The organism is Paenibacillus sp. MAHUQ-63 (genome assembly GCF_028765165.1).
GTDB lineage: Bacteria > Bacillota > Bacilli > Paenibacillales > NBRC-103111 > Paenibacillus_E.
This window is the reverse complement of record NZ_JARADB010000010.1, coordinates 1-17,004: the sequence shown is the minus strand read 5'-3', so window position 1 is coordinate 17,004 and position 17,004 is coordinate 1. Positions and strand designations below refer to the sequence as shown.

Below are 17,004 nucleotides of genomic sequence, written 5' to 3'. Positions count from 1 at the left end.
AAAAAACGCAAACCCCGGAGATTCATCCGAAATTTGCGTTCTTCGCAAAATAAAAATATCACAGAAACTGCCATTTTTCAATAGAAAAATATTACGTTTTTCCGGCACGATCCCTTTCACTCAGAAAACTCTCTACCCTTGGGCTCTATGACCCGACCGCACCCTAAAAACGCAACCGCCTCACAGTCCCAACTCTCTCTGTTCCCCCTTCCCTTCGGACATTATCCCTTCCACTCAGAAACTCTCTATTCACGGGCTCTATGCCACGAACGCAACTGCCCATGCTGCCAACAATCTCTGCTGCCCCTCCTTCGGGCACTATCCCTTTCATTCAGGGAATCTCTTTCCATGGCTTCATGTCTATTGCTTCATCCCCTTTTGTATGTATCACAGAATTAGCCATCTAAAGCATTATCACATCAAATTATTAAAGCGCTTTCAATCCTTTGGTTACAAGGCTCTCCCCTCAATACTTCCCCCTTCACTTTCGTGACCACCTTCCTCAACCTCATCACTTTGTAGATACAACAGAAAAAAACAAACGCCAACTACAACGCAGCCAAGCCTCTGCTCTTCCTCAAGCCCCGAACACAAAAAGCCCCATTCCTCACAGCACAACTCCCCTTCCATTGCAGATACAACAGAAAGAGCAGTGCGGAGAAACGGAGCCCCTACCCAACTCGAGCCAAAAATTATTGTGCTTTATTGCACTTCCGCAAGCGTCGGCAGCGCAGGTATAGCACCGCGGCGCGTTGTAGTGATAGCACCAACGCGATTGGCGAAGCCAAATACGTGCTCGGCGACACCCGCCTCAGCGAGCGCATCAACGATACCAGCTGGCGTCACGCCCAGCGACGCCAGCTGGTAAAGCATGCCGCCGACGAAGCTGTCGCCGGCGCCCGTCGTGTCCACGGCAGCCACAGGCGTGCCGGGGATCACGACGTCCTGCCGCGCGCTCACCACGCGGCAGCCGTCAGGACCTAAAGTGATGATAATCACTTTAGGTCCGCGCTGCAGCAGCTGCTGCGCCCCCGTGGTCGCGTCCACGCCGAGGAGGAATTCGATCTCCTCCTCGCTGACCTTGACCACATCCGCAAGCTCCAGCTGCGCAAGGATTTCCGACCGAGCCGCGTCAGCGCTCGGCCAGAGCGCCAGGCGCACATTGGGGTCGTACGACACCAGTGCGCCAAGAGCTTTGGCGCGGCGCGCGGCGTCCAGCGTCGCGGTGCGGCAAGGCTCGGCGATCAGCGACACCGAGCCGAAGTGAAAGACCGCAGCGTCCTCAAGCCACTGCGCCTTCACTTCGTCAGCGCGCAGCAGCATGTCCGCCGCCGGATCGCGGAAGAACAAGAAATCGCGCTCACCATCCGCGCGCAGCGATACGAATGCCAGACCGGTCTTCGCCTCGTCGGTCTGGATCACAGCCGTTTGCACACCTACTTCGTCCAGTGTGCGTACAAGAAAATCGCCGAAAGGATCCCGGCCGATTTTGCCGATAAACCTGGCGTCGCCGCCCAGCTTGGCGACCGCCGCAGCAACATTGGCCGGTGCTCCGCCGGCCGCCCGCTGGAAGCTCGCGACGTCGGCCAAGGCTTGTCCGTTGACGTCCGGCACGAAATCAATAAGCAGCTCACCCAAGCATACGATACAGGTTTTTCCCATTAATTATTCCCCTTTACTGTGGTATCCCAATGCGTTCATCACATAGGTTGTTGTTTGTCGAATAAGCATGTCGATATCCGGGCGAGGGTCCGTAAATAACGGCTCGAAGAAATCTCTTTGCTTATAGAAGAAGATCGAGCCCAATACAAACATGAGCGTACTATCCAGCGATTCAAAATGATATAGCCCCTCCTGCCGGCCTTTCTCCAGTAGTGCTCTCACCTTGGACCAGACGGGGAAAACCAGATCTCTCATTTTCTCCATCCGCGGGGTTAAGGTGATGATCTCCATCTGCAAAATGCTGATCATTTGCGGATCCTGATTCCGGATTAAAATAACTTCTCTGATTATCGCTTTGATTCCTTCTACAGGGTCTTGAATGTCCAGGAAGTCCCCAAGCTTGTGAGACGGAAAATACTGATGAAAAATCTCGTAGAAAACGCTCTCTTTTCCGCCAAAATAATAGGAAACCAGAGCCACATTGGCCCCGGCTTCCTCACATATTTGACGGACGCTAGTAGCATCGTAACCGTGTTGGGCGAACAGCTTTTTTGCAGCCAGTACAATCTTCACCTTCATGTCCGTTACTTGTTGTGCCATACGATAGCGCCCCTTCCTACTGAATAATGTTATGCAGTTTGTGAACGATGGGCCATCGCAGGCGCTGCCTTTGCTTTTTTCGCAAATACAACGATAATATCAACTACGAGTGCAATAGCCGCGATCATAAGCAGGAACCCAACCTCTGTCCCTACGCCGGGTCCGCCGAACAAAATGTTCATTAATCCGTTGACCGCATACGTTGCGGGAAAAGCATTGCTTAAAGAATGATAGAAGCTCGACAATAGCTCTCTCGGTACGATGGCTCCGGACGATACGAGCTGCAGAGACAACATCGCGATGTTAAATAGCATACCTGCGTTCCCAAACAAAGTCAAAAACATCTGAGCAACAAAAGCGAAGGTCAGCAGGAACAAGGATTCGAATCCCCAAAGCGCCAAGAACCCCTTCTCCACATGTCCGCCCAAAGCAACGACCATCGAGGCGCTGATCAGGCCTACCACCACCGCGGCGACAACGGTCAAAGCCAAACGTGCTCCCAGTTTACCCCGTTTGCTTACGGAAGCCCCAAGTATATTCGTAGAAACGCTGAAATTCATTCCCATAATCATAGTACCTACGATCGATGCCAGCACAAGCATCATAGGAAGCATCTGATTAGGCATATCTTTTACCTTATTCGTGCTTTGAATATCGGAGGTTACTTTCGCAGCCAAGCCCTGCGCAATGGTCCCCGCTTGATCGGCAGGAAGATTCGGGTTCATCTGAGTAAGCACTGCGGTAGCTCCTGCCGCTACAGCTTCTTTATTCACGGTTGCCGTAATATTGGCGGCTACTGCCTGCATGACGGACTTCGTCATTGAAGGGTTCGACTCATTGATTGTATAAGAGATCGGAGCCGTTTGCCCCGGTGTTTGCAGCTTTTTGGAGAAGTCCGCTGCGATGTGCATGACCATCTGAACGTCGCGGTTATTCAGCATCTCTTGCGCCTGGTCGTTCGAAGCTATCAGCTCCGTCTGGAACGGCAGGTTCCCTTGCAAGTTGCTTACCACTTTGCTGCCCAACCCCTGATCCTCGTTCACAATGGCAATCTTCAAATTTTTCGTGTTGTCCGTGACACCGTCGTATCCCGTCATCCAAATCAAGCTGAACAGCAATTGAAACGTAATTGCCGTAATAATTCCGACCTTCGTCGTGGCCTGCTTCAGGAATGCTCCCACTGCATGCTTCATATGATATACCACTCCCTAAAAATTAAATGACCGTTTTAATTAAACGTTTGTTTAAAGTATAATTCCTCGTTGAATCGCTGTCAACTCCCCCTTACAATAACATCCATATTAATGAAGACTTATCAATACAATCACAAACAAAAAAGAGCCAGCTGCATACTGGCTCATCTTTCTCCCTTATTTCGATTTCAAATCCTCAATCGATTCAATATTCATATAGGACGGAACAACTAATCCTAATTTAGTGCCTTTGAGATTAGCCCCCAAATCCTCAAATTTCCCTGAGAACTTATCGAAATAATCCTTATGCGTCGTCGGCAGCCAAGCCGCTACCAAAGCGTCGGCGCTTCCGTCCGAGATGCCTGCCCACATTGGACCCGCTTCTACTTGAAGCATATCCACTTTGTAGCCCAGCTTCTCTTCCAGCACCGTTTTCACGACATTTGTGCTAGCAATCTCGGAATCCCATGCCACATAGGCCAATTTCAGCTTTTTGCCCTTCTCTTGGGCGAGATCTTTCACCCAGCCATCCACTTTGGCGGCATTGTCTTTCACCCATGCGGACGCAGCTTCTTCCGGCTTCTTGCCATCGGTGATCGCGGACATGACGACGGCCATTTCCTCCGGCGTCCATTCGAATCGATCCAGCATGGTATAGGCCGATGGGGCATCCTTTTTCAAATTGCTGCGTACGATGGTGTGAATTTCTTCATCTTTGCCATAGACCCCTTTAGGGTCGCTCAAGTATTTGAGCTCGTATTTGGCGAACATCCAATGAGGTGTCCAGCCTGTCACGATAATGGGCTTCTTCGCTTTATAAGCCTTATCAAGAGCCGCGGTCATGGCCGCACTTGATCCCTCAACCAGCTTCCACTCCTTCAGATCGTAATCCTTGATCGCCTGAGCGGTTTGCTTCATCAAGCCTGCTCCGGGATCGATTCCGATAATTTCATGGTCAACCTGGCTGCCGATGCTCGCCTCGGACGATGTCGATGCTTCCTTGGCGCACCCTGTCATCACAACGACGGCTAATATACTTAAACATGCCATAGCTTTGATTTTATTTTCCAGCATTCTTACACGCTCCTTTTTCTTTTCAACATATACTGGGTCATACGATCGAGAAGTATGGCTAATACGACAATGGCTAAGCCTGCTTCGAACCCCTGGCCTGTCCGAATTTGCGTGACAGCGCGATACACATCGGCTCCGATGCCTTGAGCTCCAATCATGGAGGCGATAACGACCATCGATAAGGACAGCATGATGGTTTGGTTGATGCCAGCCAGAATCGACGGCATCGCTAGCGGGAATTGAAGTTTGAACAACTTCTGCGCAGGTGTGGAGCCATAAGCATCCGCGGCTTCCACTAAGTCCTCCGCTACTTGACGAATCCCCAGATTGGTCAGTCTGATCGTTGGCGGCACTGCGAAAATAACGGAAGCAATGACGCCGGGAACGACTCCAAGCCCAAAGAAGGTAACGGCTGGAATCAGATAGACGAAGGCCGGCATCGTCTGCATGAAATCCAAGAGCGGTGTGACGATACTGCGAACCTTATCGCTTTGTGCACACCAGACGCCAAAGGGAATGCCGATGATGATGGAAATCAGTGCGGAAGTGAGCACGAGTGCCAACGTATCCATCGTATGGCTCCAGAAGCCTAAATTATAAATCAGCCATAGACCTAGCGCCGCGAAAATGGCGAATGTCCACCGCCCCAAATAAAAAGCCAATATGGTTACGAATCCGATGAGTATGAAAACCGGTATGCCCTGAAAGACTAACGATAAGGCGTTCACGCAGCCTTCAATGCAAGTGGAGATGAATTGAAAGAGGCCAGCCAGATGCGCTTCCAGTTGATCTACGCCGAACTCCACCCATTCATCGAGCGGTATCTTGTTGATCATCCCTGTTTCCCTCCTCTTTCATGACAGGCTGTCCGGCTAATGCACCAAGAACGGCGCCCCGAACGATTACGCCAATAATTCGATTCGTTCTATCAACGACAGCTACGGGATATTTCGAAGTGCCGCATATTTCAAATAGTTCATATAACATTTGCTCAGGCGAAACGGTGGGAACTTCCCGGATTACGATGTCCTCGAGCGTTTTCCCGAGCCGCACAGCTTCGGAGGCGTCCTCGGCCGTGATGACACCTAGCAGTTTTTTACCGCGGTCAACGACAAACAAGTTGGAAATGCCGCTCTCACGCATCAGTTGAAGTGCTACCCTAGGGCCTCTGTCCAAACCAACCGTTTCCGGTCTGCGCATGACGGACGAGGCCGTCAAGACTTTGGACAGGTCCACGTCTTCAACGAATCGCTCTACGTATTCATTCGCAGGGTTCATCATAATTTCTTCCGGTGTCCCGATCTGAACGACGCTCCCATCCTTCATGAGCGCGATTCGATCTCCGATCCGAAGGGCTTCATCCAGATCGTGCGTGATGAAAATGATCGTTTTCTTCATTTTATCCTGCAGCTCCAGCAGTTCGTCCTGCATGTCTTTGCGGATCAGAGGATCCAAGGCGCTGAAGGCCTCATCCATCAAAAGAATATCGGGATCATTCGCCAGCGCTCTGGCCAGTCCTACCCTTTGCTGCATGCCGCCGCTTAACTGGGACGGCATACTGTCCGCCCATTCTTGCAATCCGACAAGACTCAGCGCTTCCATCGCTTTCGAGCGCCTCTCCTTCTTGCTCTTCCCTTGAACTTCGAGTCCGTACTCCACATTCTGCACAACGGTTCTGTGAGGAAATAAGGCGAATTTCTGAAATACCATGCTAATCGTCTCTCTACGAACACGGCGAAGCTCCTCATCGTTCATTTCGACAATATTTTTGCCGAGAATGTTGATGATCCCTTTGGTAGGTTCAATTAACCTGTTTAACAGCCGGACAAGTGTTGATTTGCCGCTGCCTGACAGCCCCATGATGACAAAGATTTCACCAGGTTGTACGGAAAAGCTGACTTCGTTGACCCCCACTGTATGCTTCGTTTCCCTGTAAATCTGCTCTTTGGAATACGCCTTGGTCATTAGCGGAAGAACAGACTTGGGATCTGGCCCAAATACTTTGGTTACCTGATGCACATCAATAATTGCCACACGCTCACTCCTTTCTGTATGCGTTAATGCCCTGCATCCTTCTTAAGTGTATAGAACTAAATTACGTTATGTCAACCGTAAATTCAGTTTAATCCGTTTGTACAGAAAAAACTGTACGTTATAAACTGTATTCTCCATCAAGCTCCAGTATGCTATTCGATGACATTCTTTACTTTATTAAATTTGTTTTTTACAATAACGTTGTACACATGAAGGCAGGGTGAATGATGGCATGGAACAACTACACAACATCAGCTCCGAACAGGAACTGGTTATTCACAAAGCTCGCAAACGCGTCATTGAATCTATTGGCAAGAATATGGATCTCTATGGCATCTCCCAATCAATCGGACATTTATACGGACTGCTCTTCTTTCAAAACAAACCGATGACCCTGGACGCCATGGGAGAAGCGATGGAAATGAGTAAAACCAGCATGAGCACAGGCGTGCGTACGCTGGTTGATTTGAAAATGGTAAATAAAGTTTGGGAGAAAGGATCTCGCAAAGATCTTTATGAGGTGGAGTTGGACTGGTTCCAAACGTTTGCCGATTATTTCTCATTGAAGTGGCGCAAAGCGTTGGAAATCAATCTTAGCTCTCTCCGCAAATCCAGGCTTGAACTTAGCCAGCTTGGTCAGCAGTTCCCGGACGATACAGAGCTGCATGCCGTCTTGCAAACGGATATAGCCAAAATCGATGAGGCGATTCGATATTACCGGTGGCTTGACCGGCTTATCGACTCTTTTGAAAACGGGGATATTTACAACTTGGTGCCGAAAGAGCTGCCAGATGAGAAATAAATTCTAAAAAATACCGCTCACAGAAAAAAGAGCCTTCGCAGGCTCTTTTCTCATGATTTAATCTAAAAGTCCGCTCAGCTCCGGCGATTTGACCGCCTCCGGTTTGTTCCCGGGAAGTAAGCCAAGCCGCTGCGTCATCTGGGAGCTGATATCCCCGAGGCGTTTGGTATGCTCCGTCGCCGACTGGATGATCGTCCGGTTGGACTGCTCGAACATATCCAATGCCGTAAATAGGTCGTTCATCCCCCGCTCGATGGAGTCCATTTGCAGCCCAGGCTTCCCGAGGAGCTCGTTCGTTCTCTGCGTCGTTTCTTTGAGCAAGCGCGAGTTGTCCTCAAACATCTTGTTCAAGGTAGCGTTCGCCGAGTTGACGGCATCGATCGTCTGCACTTGATCATCGATGGCCATAGAGATCATCGCGGATACGGTAAGCAGATTTTGCGTTTTGTCGATGGTCGCATCGACGGCATCAATCAGTTTATCGTTATTGTCGTTAATAATGTCCGTGCCGGCAATGGCCTGCTGGTACAGAATGACCATCTCTTGGAACGATTGTATACGCGTCACGACCTTGCGAAGCCCTCTCTCAAGGTGCGTTCTGCGGTGTTCGTTCTCCGGCTTGGCAATCTCCTGTTCGAAGAGCTGCTTCAAGTTCTCGCCCATGGCGATCCGCATTTGCAGGTTATAGACGGATTCCAGTGAGTTTTTCTTCAAGGTCTTCATATAAGCCATATTTTCTTCGAGCGTTTCTTTGCCGTTGCGCAGAGATTGCACGATGGCGTTGACGTTCGTTTTCACGGACTGATACTTGTAGATGTAGTTCTTGAGAGGCGTTTTCTTCAGCATTTTATCGAAAAAGCCAAGCTGTTTGCTCTTACTCAGCGCATCGATCTCGGTGCGAAGCTTCACGATATTGTTCTGAACCTCCGAGCGCTTGCCCGACATCAATTCGTTGACCGGGCGCTCCAGCATCGCCAGGTTCTGCCCGGCCTGCTCCATCGTTTTGGACCCCATCCGTCCGATGGAATCCATCAGGGTCTCCAGCTCCATCGTATCGGTGGTCGAAACCTTCTGAAGCAGTTGTTGCGCTTCCTGCTCTACTTTTTGCAAGTCCGTCGACTTCAGTTGCACTAATTGGGTTGACATGGTTCGTACGTTCCTCCTTTAGTCTGTTGAACGATAGCGCTGCTGGATAAGCTCCATTCTCGTCTGCAATTCAATTAAATCTTTCTGCTCGATGGTTTCTACATACGAAGAAAGTTTGGAATCAATATCTTTAATTCCGGTAAGCAGCAGCCGGCGATTTAACCGCTTCGCTTCCCCGCCAAGCTTGAGAAACGGGTTGATGGCGCCATTCAGGTCTTTGAAAATCAATCGTTGTATGTTGTAGTTCATGTTCGCGTCATTCAATTCCTTCAGTTGGGGAATGAGCCGGCCTACTCGCGAGAGCAAGCTGAGCGCCTTCTCGACGATCTCATTATCCAGCGCATGCTTCTGGCCTTCGGAAATAATCATTTCCTCGAGCACATGAATATACTCGGCGATCGGATCCCAGAACGGATCGCTTTCGCGCACCGGTTCGACCGTCGCCACGGGCTCTTGCTTGGAACCTTGCGCAGCAGCCGGCAGCTCCGTTGCGGATTCGCCTGCGGCATTCAGCCTGCTCTTCCTCTGCTGCGCGGCTGCCTGGAGGCTTAGAACGTAAAGACTGCCTATGGCAAATATAGTCGGGACTAATAAATTCAGTGCGTCGGGCACATAGTGGCCTGTTATGAGACTAGCTACATATCCGGCAATGGATACGCCTATAGCGATTTTGAATTTTAGTTGCACGATACTCTCCCTCCCAATTCATTTACTTGAAACCCTTCTATCCTTCTGCCATGTTCATTTTCATAGAGTATCAAACCTAATTATACCTTACCGATGAGAACTTTACACATTCAATGTTTAATGCCCCGAAATATATAGAAAAAAAGAAGGCCACCGCGGCAGCTCCGGGCTGCATCCATGACCTTCTTCCCTTATTTAACGGCGTTTATTTCACAACGCTTTTCAGAACATCGTCAATCATTTGACTGTTAGCGATCGTTCCGGTATACAACCAGCTGGAGTTGTTATCGAAGTCGTAGACTTGCCCTTTTTTGACAGCTGGAATGCCTTGCCACACCGGCTCTTTCAAAAATTCTTCCTTCGTCACGCCCTTGCTGTTCACAATGAACAGATAGTCGGCGTCCAGCGTAGCCAGCTTCTCCGCAGAGAGAGGCAGCCAGTTCGCTGTTCCCGTTGCGGAGGCTTCTTTCACGACGTCGGGAACGTTCAGCCCCAAGTCCTTATACAGCACGTCTCCGCTCGACAGCTTCTCGCTGACGACATAAACGGCTTTGGCCGTCACCCACAATGCCGCGGCCTTCTGCGTGCCAACCGCTTTCGCAAGCTTTTCTTTGGCATCCTTCACTTTCGCATCGTACTTATCCAAAGCTTCCTTGGCTTCCTTGCTCTTGTTAAGCACTTCGCCGATCGTCAGCAGCTCTTGGCGCCAGTCATTGTTTTGCTCGCCGCCAACCGTATAGGTCGGAGCAATTTTGGCATATTGCGCGTATTTGTCACCGGCAACGGTCTCCGCACTGTCCATAATGATCAGATCCGGTTTAAAGCTCATGACCGCTTCAAAAGGCAGATCGAACGGGATCGGCGGAATGCCGTTCAAATCTTTCTGCAAATAATTTTGCACGGACGTAGTCCCTTTATTAATGGACCATTGCGCAACCGGCTTAACGCCCAGTGCGACAAGATGATCCTCCAAGTATGTAGCAATAACTCGCTGCGGATTAGCCGGTACCTTCACTTCATGGCCTAACGCATCTTTAAGAACCCGTTCCGCTCCCGATTGCTCTTGGGCTTTGGAGGTGGATGCCGGCGCTTGTCCGCTGTCCGCAGGACTTGGCGAGCTGCCGCAAGCCGTTACAAGCAAGGTCAGGCTTAATAGTAAAATGAATGCAATGGACGGTTTGGAACTTCTGAACATCGGTAATACCCCTTCACTCCTGTATTGAGAATGATTCTTATCCTCAATCATAGTATGCCCTTCCGACGCATCGAATGCAATGGAAGATATAGACATCGGGAATGGATTATTCAGACGCTGTACAGCATGCTGCTGATTTTCTTTATAGTGAACCGGCGCATAGCCGGTATGCTTCTTGAACGTACGGCTGAAGAAATAAACATCCTGATAGCCCACACCGGATGCGATCTCCTGCAGCGAAGCGTCGGTTTCCAACAGCATCTTCTTAGCTTGCTCCATCCGGTAACGAATCAGATAATCGATCGGGCTCGTGTTCAGCCAGGTCTTGAACATCCGGGTCACCTGCCTCGGCGAGCAGTCCAACACGTCGGCCAACCGTTCCAGCGTAATCGGCTCCGCATAGTGCTCATGCAGGTAGCGCAGCGCTTGCGTGGCAGGCTGCCCGCTATGCATGGGGACATTCTGCTCGTGAAGCTGCTGCATCAGTTCATAGATGAAGTCGTACAGGAGCGTCTTGGCGTGCAGCTTCGCCAGTTTGCCGGGGCTGTTCCACGCCCGCTCCAGCTGTTCCAGCTTCCGGTAGAGCAGAACCGGCAGCTTCGGCAGGAAGCTGTACTGCAGACTGAACGGATTGCTGCCTCGACTATCGGGCGATTTCCATTTATCCTTGAGCGCAGGCAGAGGCACGGATGCCTTATAGAGCACGAAATAATACTCGAACCCATCCTCCGTCCGTTCTATGTCCAAGTAGCTTCCTTTCCCGCCATGCAGCAGATGGAATTTCCGGAGGAGGTGTTCGCGCTCATCCAGCCTGACGACGGCGCGCCCCTGCAGCGCGAACATAAAGGCATTGGACGGGAACCGGTACGCCCGCAGCGCTTCGCCCGATGTCATCTTCACATGCCGGACATCCATGATTCGGATCGCGGCTTGATACCATATTTGTAATAGTTCCTCCAGCTGCATGTCCTCCGCCATGTTCTTGCCCCCTTATCGTATGCCCATATTATAAAATAGGGAGCGAATGGAAAGCTATCCTGATGCTATAAATCAAGCAGGTTCGCCAACGAGGAAGAAGCCGTCTCTTCAACCTGCAAGCGTAAGAGACAGCTTCTTCCTCATAGCCGTTTATGGAGTCATGCTTAGGCGGGGCTGATCCGCCGCTACCGTGCTTTCGCCATCCCCAACTTTTAAAGCATTTACATTCTTCAAAACAATAGGCTCATACGAGCCGGCTAGTACCGCTTATTACACAAAAAAATAACCCTTACAGGACTGGATGCCCGGTTCGGGTTACTTTTTTCCTGAATATTAATATTTACAAATGCCGCGTGTAATGATGACAAGCAAAATAAAGAGGACCAGAATGCTGCCGACATTGTTATAGGAGCTGACTTTGGCTACTGGTGCTGCGGCAACGACCGCCGGTTTAGGGAATACGAACGAAGTCTGTTGGTAGGAAGCGTGCAAGTGAATATCGTTATGAACCGGTTTCTGAATAATAGGCGCTGGCGCTGGTGCAACGGGCATTGGCATGGGAACAGGCATCGGCATCGGCATTGGCGCCGGCATCGGGGTCGGTGCAGGCATTGGGGCAATTGGATACGTTGGTTTTACAAACTCCATAATTGGAGCACCTCCTTAGAATAATGAAGCATTTAACCTCAGGGTTGTAATCGTTTAGGTTGGGTGAATAGCTTACAACATCAGTCTATGGGGGAGCACCTACAACGAACACGGTAAACACCCAGTTTGCCCGAAAATGGTTGCCTATCATGGGCGAACGAGCCTCCGGCATCCGCCTGCTTGTACAGGACAGGTGTCCTTGCAGGCATAGATGCCCCTTTATCCTCACATAAAGGCATCAGCGTCCGTTAGCGAGCGGAGCCCTGCCGAACAGCGCAAAAAAACGGCGGTCAGGAACGATTCCCGACACGCCGCCAGCGCTTATACATATGGATTATTGTCTCTTTCGAAGCCAATCGTCGTTTTGCCGCCGTGTCCCGGATAGACAACGACATCGTCGTCAAGGAGGAACAGCTTCTCTTGGATGGAATCCAGCAGCTCGTTGTTGTCACCGCCAGGCAAATCCGTCCGGCCTACCGACAGCTTGAACAGCACGTCTCCGCTGAACAGTTGCTTTTCGTACAGGAAACTGACGCTTCCCGGCGAGTGGCCCGGGGTATGGAACACCTTGAGCTGGATGCCCAGGAACTCCAAGGTCTGCCCTTCATCCAGCGCGTACTCAGCCGGCTCGGTCTCTATGAGAACGCCTAGCTCAGGCCAGCGCGCGGAGCCGTTCTTCTTCGGATTCGTCAGCCAGTCCGCTTCCAGGTCGTGCACATACACGGGACAGTTTTTGAGCTTGCGAATCTCGTCGACACCGCCGATATGATCGAAATGCGCATGCGTCAGCAGAATTGCCTCGATATCCAGATCGGCAATTTTTTTGAGCAGCGCCTTAGGGTTCATCCCGGGATCAATAATAATGCCTTTCTTCGTTTCCGGATTCGAAAGTAAGTACGCGTTGGTGCTAACCGGACCCAAAACAAAAGTTTCTATGTTAATCATATGTCCTCACCCTACATTCTTTCATTCGCTTAGAACGACTCGATTAGGTCGCGTAGTTCTTTCACGATAACGGCGTGATAGCCGTTGCCTTCGCCGTATTGACGTCCCATTTCGGCTCTGGCGACTTGAATTTTCTCATTATAGTCAGGTGCTTCACGATCCGGATTCTCTTTCTTGAACTGCGTCATCACCGCTTGCACATGCTTCGGACGAGGTCCCCAATGGCCAAGTACGAAACCGCCCGTATCCGTGAACACAACGACCGGGATGGCACGGCCGCCGCCTGTCAGGAACTGATCGATCACATCGTAGTTTTGCTCCATAATGAGCACTTCTACCGGCACTCCGCTGTTCTCCAGCGCTTTGAATACGACAGGCACGTTGCGGACAACGTCTCCGCACCAGTCGGCAGCAATAATGACACAGCGCAAATCGTCGCGGTTATTAAGGGAATCGAAGTATTCCTTGTCGCTTTCATTATCCCATTCGAATCCATTGTAATAGGCCAGGAATTGCTCTTTATTTTTCTCCATGCTGTCAATGAATTGTTGCGGCTTTAAGCCTGTACGCAGCTTGCTCGCGAGATTCGTACTCATCGTTACTCAGCCTCCTAAGATCGTGATTCTTCATCGTTATTGTAACAAATTGAATCGAAAGCGCAAATGCAGGAAATTACGTTCTGCCCTTTCTTTTCAAATAAAGTTGGTAGCCTACATATAGAACTGTCAAAATCACTGCTGCAATGATAAGAGGTTTAATATAAGGACCCGCGATTTCGTCAATCTTTTCCCAGTTGTCTTTGAGCTTCATGCCCAGATAAACATAAATTATTGAATAAGGTACTAAAGCAAGAGCCGTATACAAAGTAAATTTGCCAAGCGGCATTCTCGCCATTCCCCCCGGCAGGGAGATAGCATGGCGAACGATGGGAATGAATCTGGCCGTGAACATCATGCCCATACCGTAGCGATTGAACCATGATTCTGCAACGTCCAGATGATGCTTGCTGATTAGCAAGTACTTGCCGTACTTCTCCAGGAAAGGTCTGCCTCCGTAGCGTCCGATCCAATACAGCACTATTTGGGCTAGCGTCCCGCCAATAACCGCACAAACGATGGCTCCGACAAAATTAATTTCGCCTTTGGAAACCAGATAGCCGGCATAAGCAAGAAGCAGCTCGTTCGGAATCACTTCCAGCATTAATCCAAGGAATATTCCCCAGTACCCTAGCCCTTCCAAGTAGAGCAAAACATTGTGAATCAACTCACCCATCATGAACCCTCTTTCCCCTAAATTATCCAAATCCTAATCTATCTCATTCTATCACAGACAGGCTCCAATCAACCACTTTCATGCTGAACATCGGCGAAGCAAGCGATCAAATGCTCTTTGCAAGCTTTCACCGGCGCGCTCAAATCTTTGCCTGCGCGATGAATTAACCCATGCCGGAGCGGAACGGCCGGCTCGCTTGCCAGCCGCAGCAGCTTCCCGGCCCGCAGCTCCTCCCGCACAGCCGTCAGCGGCAGCATTGAGAGCCCCATTCCGTGCATCAGCGTTTGCTTGACCATCTCGGAGCTGTCGAATTCGAGCGAGGGCCATGCGCTATGCCCTTTGTCCTTCAGGCACTGGTCGGCCATCGTCTGGTAGATGCAGCGCCCGCCGAAGCCGATAACAGGCAAGTGCGCAGCCGCTTCCCACCCGTCCCGCTCGAGCAAACGCACCAACGGAGGCGCTCCGACCCAAATCAACTCATCCTCTATAAGCGGGATGAAGGTGAGCTGGCGTTGTTCCGGATCGCGCGGCACGATGCCTAAGTCCACGCGGTAAGCCGCCACCTCCTGCGTAATATCGCGGTGAAAGCCGGTTTCCAGCTGCAGCTGAATCTGCGGATAGCGCTCGAACAGAGACGGCAGCCATTGCGGCAGGTGCGGCACGCAGAACGACTCCAGCGCACGAAGGCGCACGATCCCTTTCGGCTCCTGCAAGCCGCTGAGCTTATCTTGCAGCGACTCGCCGAGCTGCATGTACCGGTATGCAAAAGGCGCCACTTCACGGCCTGCAGCCGTCAGCTCCACGCCTCGCGGCAATCGTTCGAACAATGTCTGCCCCAGTATCTGCTCCAGCTGATGGATATGCATCGTTACCGTCGATTGCACATAACCCAGCTTAAGCGCAGCCTTGCTGAAGCTCTTCTCCTCCATCACCGTAATAAATGTCTTCAGACTGCGTCCGTCCAACTGCTCGATCATGGTGCTCCCCCTATCCATCGGTAACTCGAATACCTCTTATCATAATTATTCGTTTCTCAAATACCTATAATCATGATAGCATCGGAACAACGATTAGAAAAGAGGAGTGAAACCCAATGTCAACTTCGGAGCACATCGCTTCCGCATCTACATCAACATCAACATCAGCATCAGCTTCCGCACCAGTCTCAGCCTCTACCGCCACCGTCCCTTTCACCATCGCCCGGCGGTTGGGCTTCTTCCTCCCCGGCATCGGCGGCTTTCTCGCCATCCTGCTCTGCAGCGCAGCCGGCGACCTCGCGCGCGTCCCGCTGCTCATGGCGCCCTTCGGCGCATCCTGCGTCATCGCCTTCGCGCTGCCGCATAGCCCGCTCGCGCAGCCCCGCAGCCTCATCGGCGGCCACGTGCTGAGCACGCTCGTCGGGCTCCTCGCCCTCGCCGCCTTCGGCGTGCACGCGTGGAGCCTCGCTCTCGCCGTCGGCGCCGCCATCACCCTGATGCAGCTGACGCGTACGCTGCATCCGCCCGCCGGCGCCGACCCGTTGCTCGTGATGCTCAGCGGCGCGAGCTGGGGTTTCCTGCTCACGCCGGTCCTGCTCGGCGCTGCGCTGCTCGTCCTCGTTGCCCTCCTGTATCACCGGGCAACCGGCACCCGCTATCCCAACGCGTGGTGGTAGCTTATTCATACGGTGACAAGCTCCCGCATAGGATGTACAAGTATGTTTGTACAGGAGGCGGGCTTCGATGTCCCAAGTATGGATTATTAAGCGCAAGCATCTTTATCTGGCAGCCCTTGCCCTGCTGCTCGTCCTCTCCGGGGTCCTCTACCTGAACCGGAGCAAGATCGTTCCGACGATGGCGGAGCCGGCAGCGGAGAGAACGATTCATATGGTTGTCGGCGAGTTCAAATCGACGACCAAAGACGGCAAAACGATCGAATCGTACCGCTGGGATCCGGGCACCGTCCCGATCCAGAAGGGCGAGCGGATCAAGTTGAGCATCTACGGCGTCAACGGGGAGAGCCACCCTTTCCTCATCGAAGGGCTGAACATTAGCGGCGAAGTCAAAAAGGGAAAGAAACCGTCGTCCACTTCACCGCCGATCAGGAAGGCACGTACCGGATTATTTGCATGTCGCATGCGGATATTGCCCACAACGGGCCGATGATCGGGTACCTGGTCGTGGATTAAACGATCTGTGAAGGCGCAAATGCGGCAAGGCATCCGCACCGAACTTGGGCTCCGTAGGTTGGCGCCCAAGAGTGGCTCAACGCCTACTCTCTGCATACACATAGCATAGAGGAGTGTGGATGCCGTCATGATCAACAACAAGCAGAATGAAAAACATAAACAGCAATTCCCCAACGCACGCAGCATTCGAAGAGCATGCAGCAAAGAGCTATACCGGACCGTCAAACGGTTGAAGGTATGGCTCACCCCCGAACAAATCAAAGAGGCCGAGGAGCTTTATGTCAAAAAGGTGATGCTCAATCTCTCCTTCATCGTGGAGAACGGTTCCAACCGCAAAGCGCTGTCCGACTGGTTCGACGTCAACGTCGGGCCCGAGATCGCTCCGATCTGGAACGTCGAGCTTGCCGCATTGAATCATGCCTTCCGCGATGCGTTCGGGGGCTAACTATTGAAATGCCCCTGTTGTTAAACTTGTGAACTGTGACCCAGAAAGTGGACGATTAAAAAAGAACCTTATGCTGTCAATAGATGACTTCTGTATTGATCAGGGGTCATCTTTTTTAATGTCCACTGGTACCTTGCTGAATTGTAATAGTGGATA

At 51.3% G+C, this 17,004-nt stretch carries 19 protein-coding genes; 4 read left to right on the top strand and 15 right to left on the bottom strand.

Translation table 11 applies throughout. From position 1 onward, the window contains the following. Positions 1–702: 702 nt before the first annotated feature. The 6 genes from PUT07_RS31940 to PUT07_RS31915 all read right to left on the bottom strand — a co-directional run bounded on the left by PUT07_RS31940 (position 703) and on the right by PUT07_RS31915 (position 6,563). Positions 703–1,662 (bottom strand): PfkB family carbohydrate kinase, encoded by a 960-nt coding sequence (locus PUT07_RS31940; RefSeq protein ID WP_274472836.1) that lies wholly within the window; start codon positions 1,660–1,662, stop codon positions 703–705. A gap of 3 nt (positions 1,663–1,665) precedes the next feature. Next, positions 1,666–2,262, bottom strand: a complete 597-nt coding sequence (locus PUT07_RS31935; RefSeq protein ID WP_274472835.1) for a TetR/AcrR family transcriptional regulator — start codon at positions 2,260–2,262, stop codon at positions 1,666–1,668. Positions 2,263–2,291: 29 nt separating this feature from the next. Then, positions 2,292–3,455, bottom strand: a complete 1,164-nt coding sequence (locus PUT07_RS31930) for a YhgE/Pip domain-containing protein (protein WP_274472834.1) — start codon at positions 3,453–3,455, stop codon at positions 2,292–2,294. A gap of 177 nt (positions 3,456–3,632) precedes the next feature. Further along, positions 3,633–4,529: a glycine betaine ABC transporter substrate-binding protein gene (locus PUT07_RS31925; protein ID WP_379241123.1), complete on the bottom strand. Its 897-nt coding sequence runs from the start codon at positions 4,527–4,529 to the stop codon at positions 3,633–3,635. A 2-nt stretch (positions 4,530–4,531) separates the two neighbouring features. Beyond that, positions 4,532–5,365 carry an ABC transporter permease gene (locus PUT07_RS31920; RefSeq protein ID WP_274472833.1) on the bottom strand — a complete coding sequence of 278 codons (834 nt, stop codon included), beginning with the start codon at positions 5,363–5,365 and terminating at the stop codon, positions 4,532–4,534. Continuing rightward, entirely contained in the window at positions 5,340–6,563 is a 1,224-nt protein-coding gene (locus tag PUT07_RS31915; RefSeq protein WP_274472832.1) for a quaternary amine ABC transporter ATP-binding protein, read from the bottom strand. The genes PUT07_RS31920 and PUT07_RS31915 overlap by 26 nt, the downstream gene beginning before the upstream one ends. A 232-nt stretch (positions 6,564–6,795) precedes the next feature. Between PUT07_RS31915 and PUT07_RS31910 the strand changes: the two genes are divergently transcribed. Next, on the top strand, positions 6,796–7,365 hold the full coding sequence (locus PUT07_RS31910; protein WP_274472831.1) for a GbsR/MarR family transcriptional regulator: 570 nt from the start codon (positions 6,796–6,798) through the stop codon (positions 7,363–7,365). A 57-nt stretch (positions 7,366–7,422) separates the two neighbouring features. Here the strand turns inward: PUT07_RS31910 and PUT07_RS31905 are convergent, their stop codons facing one another. The 8 genes from PUT07_RS31905 to PUT07_RS31870 all read right to left on the bottom strand — a co-directional run bounded on the left by PUT07_RS31905 (position 7,423) and on the right by PUT07_RS31870 (position 15,213). Continuing rightward, positions 7,423–8,511: a toxic anion resistance protein gene (locus PUT07_RS31905; RefSeq protein ID WP_274472830.1), complete on the bottom strand. Its 1,089-nt coding sequence runs from the start codon at positions 8,509–8,511 to the stop codon at positions 7,423–7,425. 18 nt (positions 8,512–8,529) lie between these two features. Further along, on the bottom strand, positions 8,530–9,198 hold the full coding sequence (locus PUT07_RS31900; protein ID WP_274472829.1) for a hypothetical protein: 669 nt from the start codon (positions 9,196–9,198) through the stop codon (positions 8,530–8,532). Between the two features lie 205 nt (positions 9,199–9,403). Continuing rightward, positions 9,404–11,371 (bottom strand): AraC family transcriptional regulator, encoded by a 1,968-nt coding sequence (locus PUT07_RS31895; RefSeq protein ID WP_274472828.1) that lies wholly within the window; start codon positions 11,369–11,371, stop codon positions 9,404–9,406. 333 nt (positions 11,372–11,704) lie between these two features. After that, entirely contained in the window at positions 11,705–12,019 is a 315-nt protein-coding gene (locus tag PUT07_RS31890) for a hypothetical protein (protein WP_274472827.1), read from the bottom strand. Between the two features lie 321 nt (positions 12,020–12,340). Next, positions 12,341–12,964 carry an MBL fold metallo-hydrolase gene (locus tag PUT07_RS31885; RefSeq protein WP_274472826.1) on the bottom strand — a complete coding sequence of 208 codons (624 nt, stop codon included), beginning with the start codon at positions 12,962–12,964 and terminating at the stop codon, positions 12,341–12,343. Between the two features lie 29 nt (positions 12,965–12,993). Next, entirely contained in the window at positions 12,994–13,560 is a 567-nt protein-coding gene (locus tag PUT07_RS31880; protein ID WP_274472825.1) for a thioredoxin family protein, read from the bottom strand. 76 nt (positions 13,561–13,636) lie between these two features. Next, a complete protein-coding gene (locus PUT07_RS31875; protein ID WP_274472824.1) occupies positions 13,637–14,239 on the bottom strand; it encodes a DedA family protein in 603 nt (200 codons plus the stop codon). A 65-nt stretch (positions 14,240–14,304) separates the two neighbouring features. After that, positions 14,305–15,213: a LysR family transcriptional regulator gene (locus PUT07_RS31870; protein WP_274472823.1), complete on the bottom strand. Its 909-nt coding sequence runs from the start codon at positions 15,211–15,213 to the stop codon at positions 14,305–14,307. Positions 15,214–15,329: 116 nt separating this feature from the next. On the opposite strand from PUT07_RS31870, the gene PUT07_RS35705 reads away from it, so the two are divergent. The 3 genes from PUT07_RS35705 (at position 15,330) to PUT07_RS31850 (ending at position 16,848) form a co-directional block, all read left to right on the top strand. Next, the gene (locus PUT07_RS35705; RefSeq protein WP_443147237.1) at positions 15,330–15,890 is read left to right on the top strand and encodes an HPP family protein; all 561 of its coding nucleotides are present in this window, start codon (positions 15,330–15,332) and stop codon (positions 15,888–15,890) included. A 67-nt stretch (positions 15,891–15,957) separates the two neighbouring features. Further along, positions 15,958–16,380 carry a hypothetical protein gene (locus PUT07_RS31855; protein ID WP_338000789.1) on the top strand — a complete coding sequence of 141 codons (423 nt, stop codon included), beginning with the start codon at positions 15,958–15,960 and terminating at the stop codon, positions 16,378–16,380. Between the two features lie 150 nt (positions 16,381–16,530). Then, the gene (locus PUT07_RS31850) at positions 16,531–16,848 is read left to right on the top strand and encodes a dehydrogenase (RefSeq protein WP_274472822.1); all 318 of its coding nucleotides are present in this window, start codon (positions 16,531–16,533) and stop codon (positions 16,846–16,848) included. A gap of 68 nt (positions 16,849–16,916) precedes the next feature. Here the strand turns inward: PUT07_RS31850 and PUT07_RS31845 are convergent, their stop codons facing one another. Next, on the bottom strand, positions 16,917–17,003 hold the full coding sequence (locus PUT07_RS31845; protein WP_274469348.1) for an IS3 family transposase: 87 nt from the start codon (positions 17,001–17,003) through the stop codon (positions 16,917–16,919). Position 17,004 lies beyond the last annotated feature (1 nt).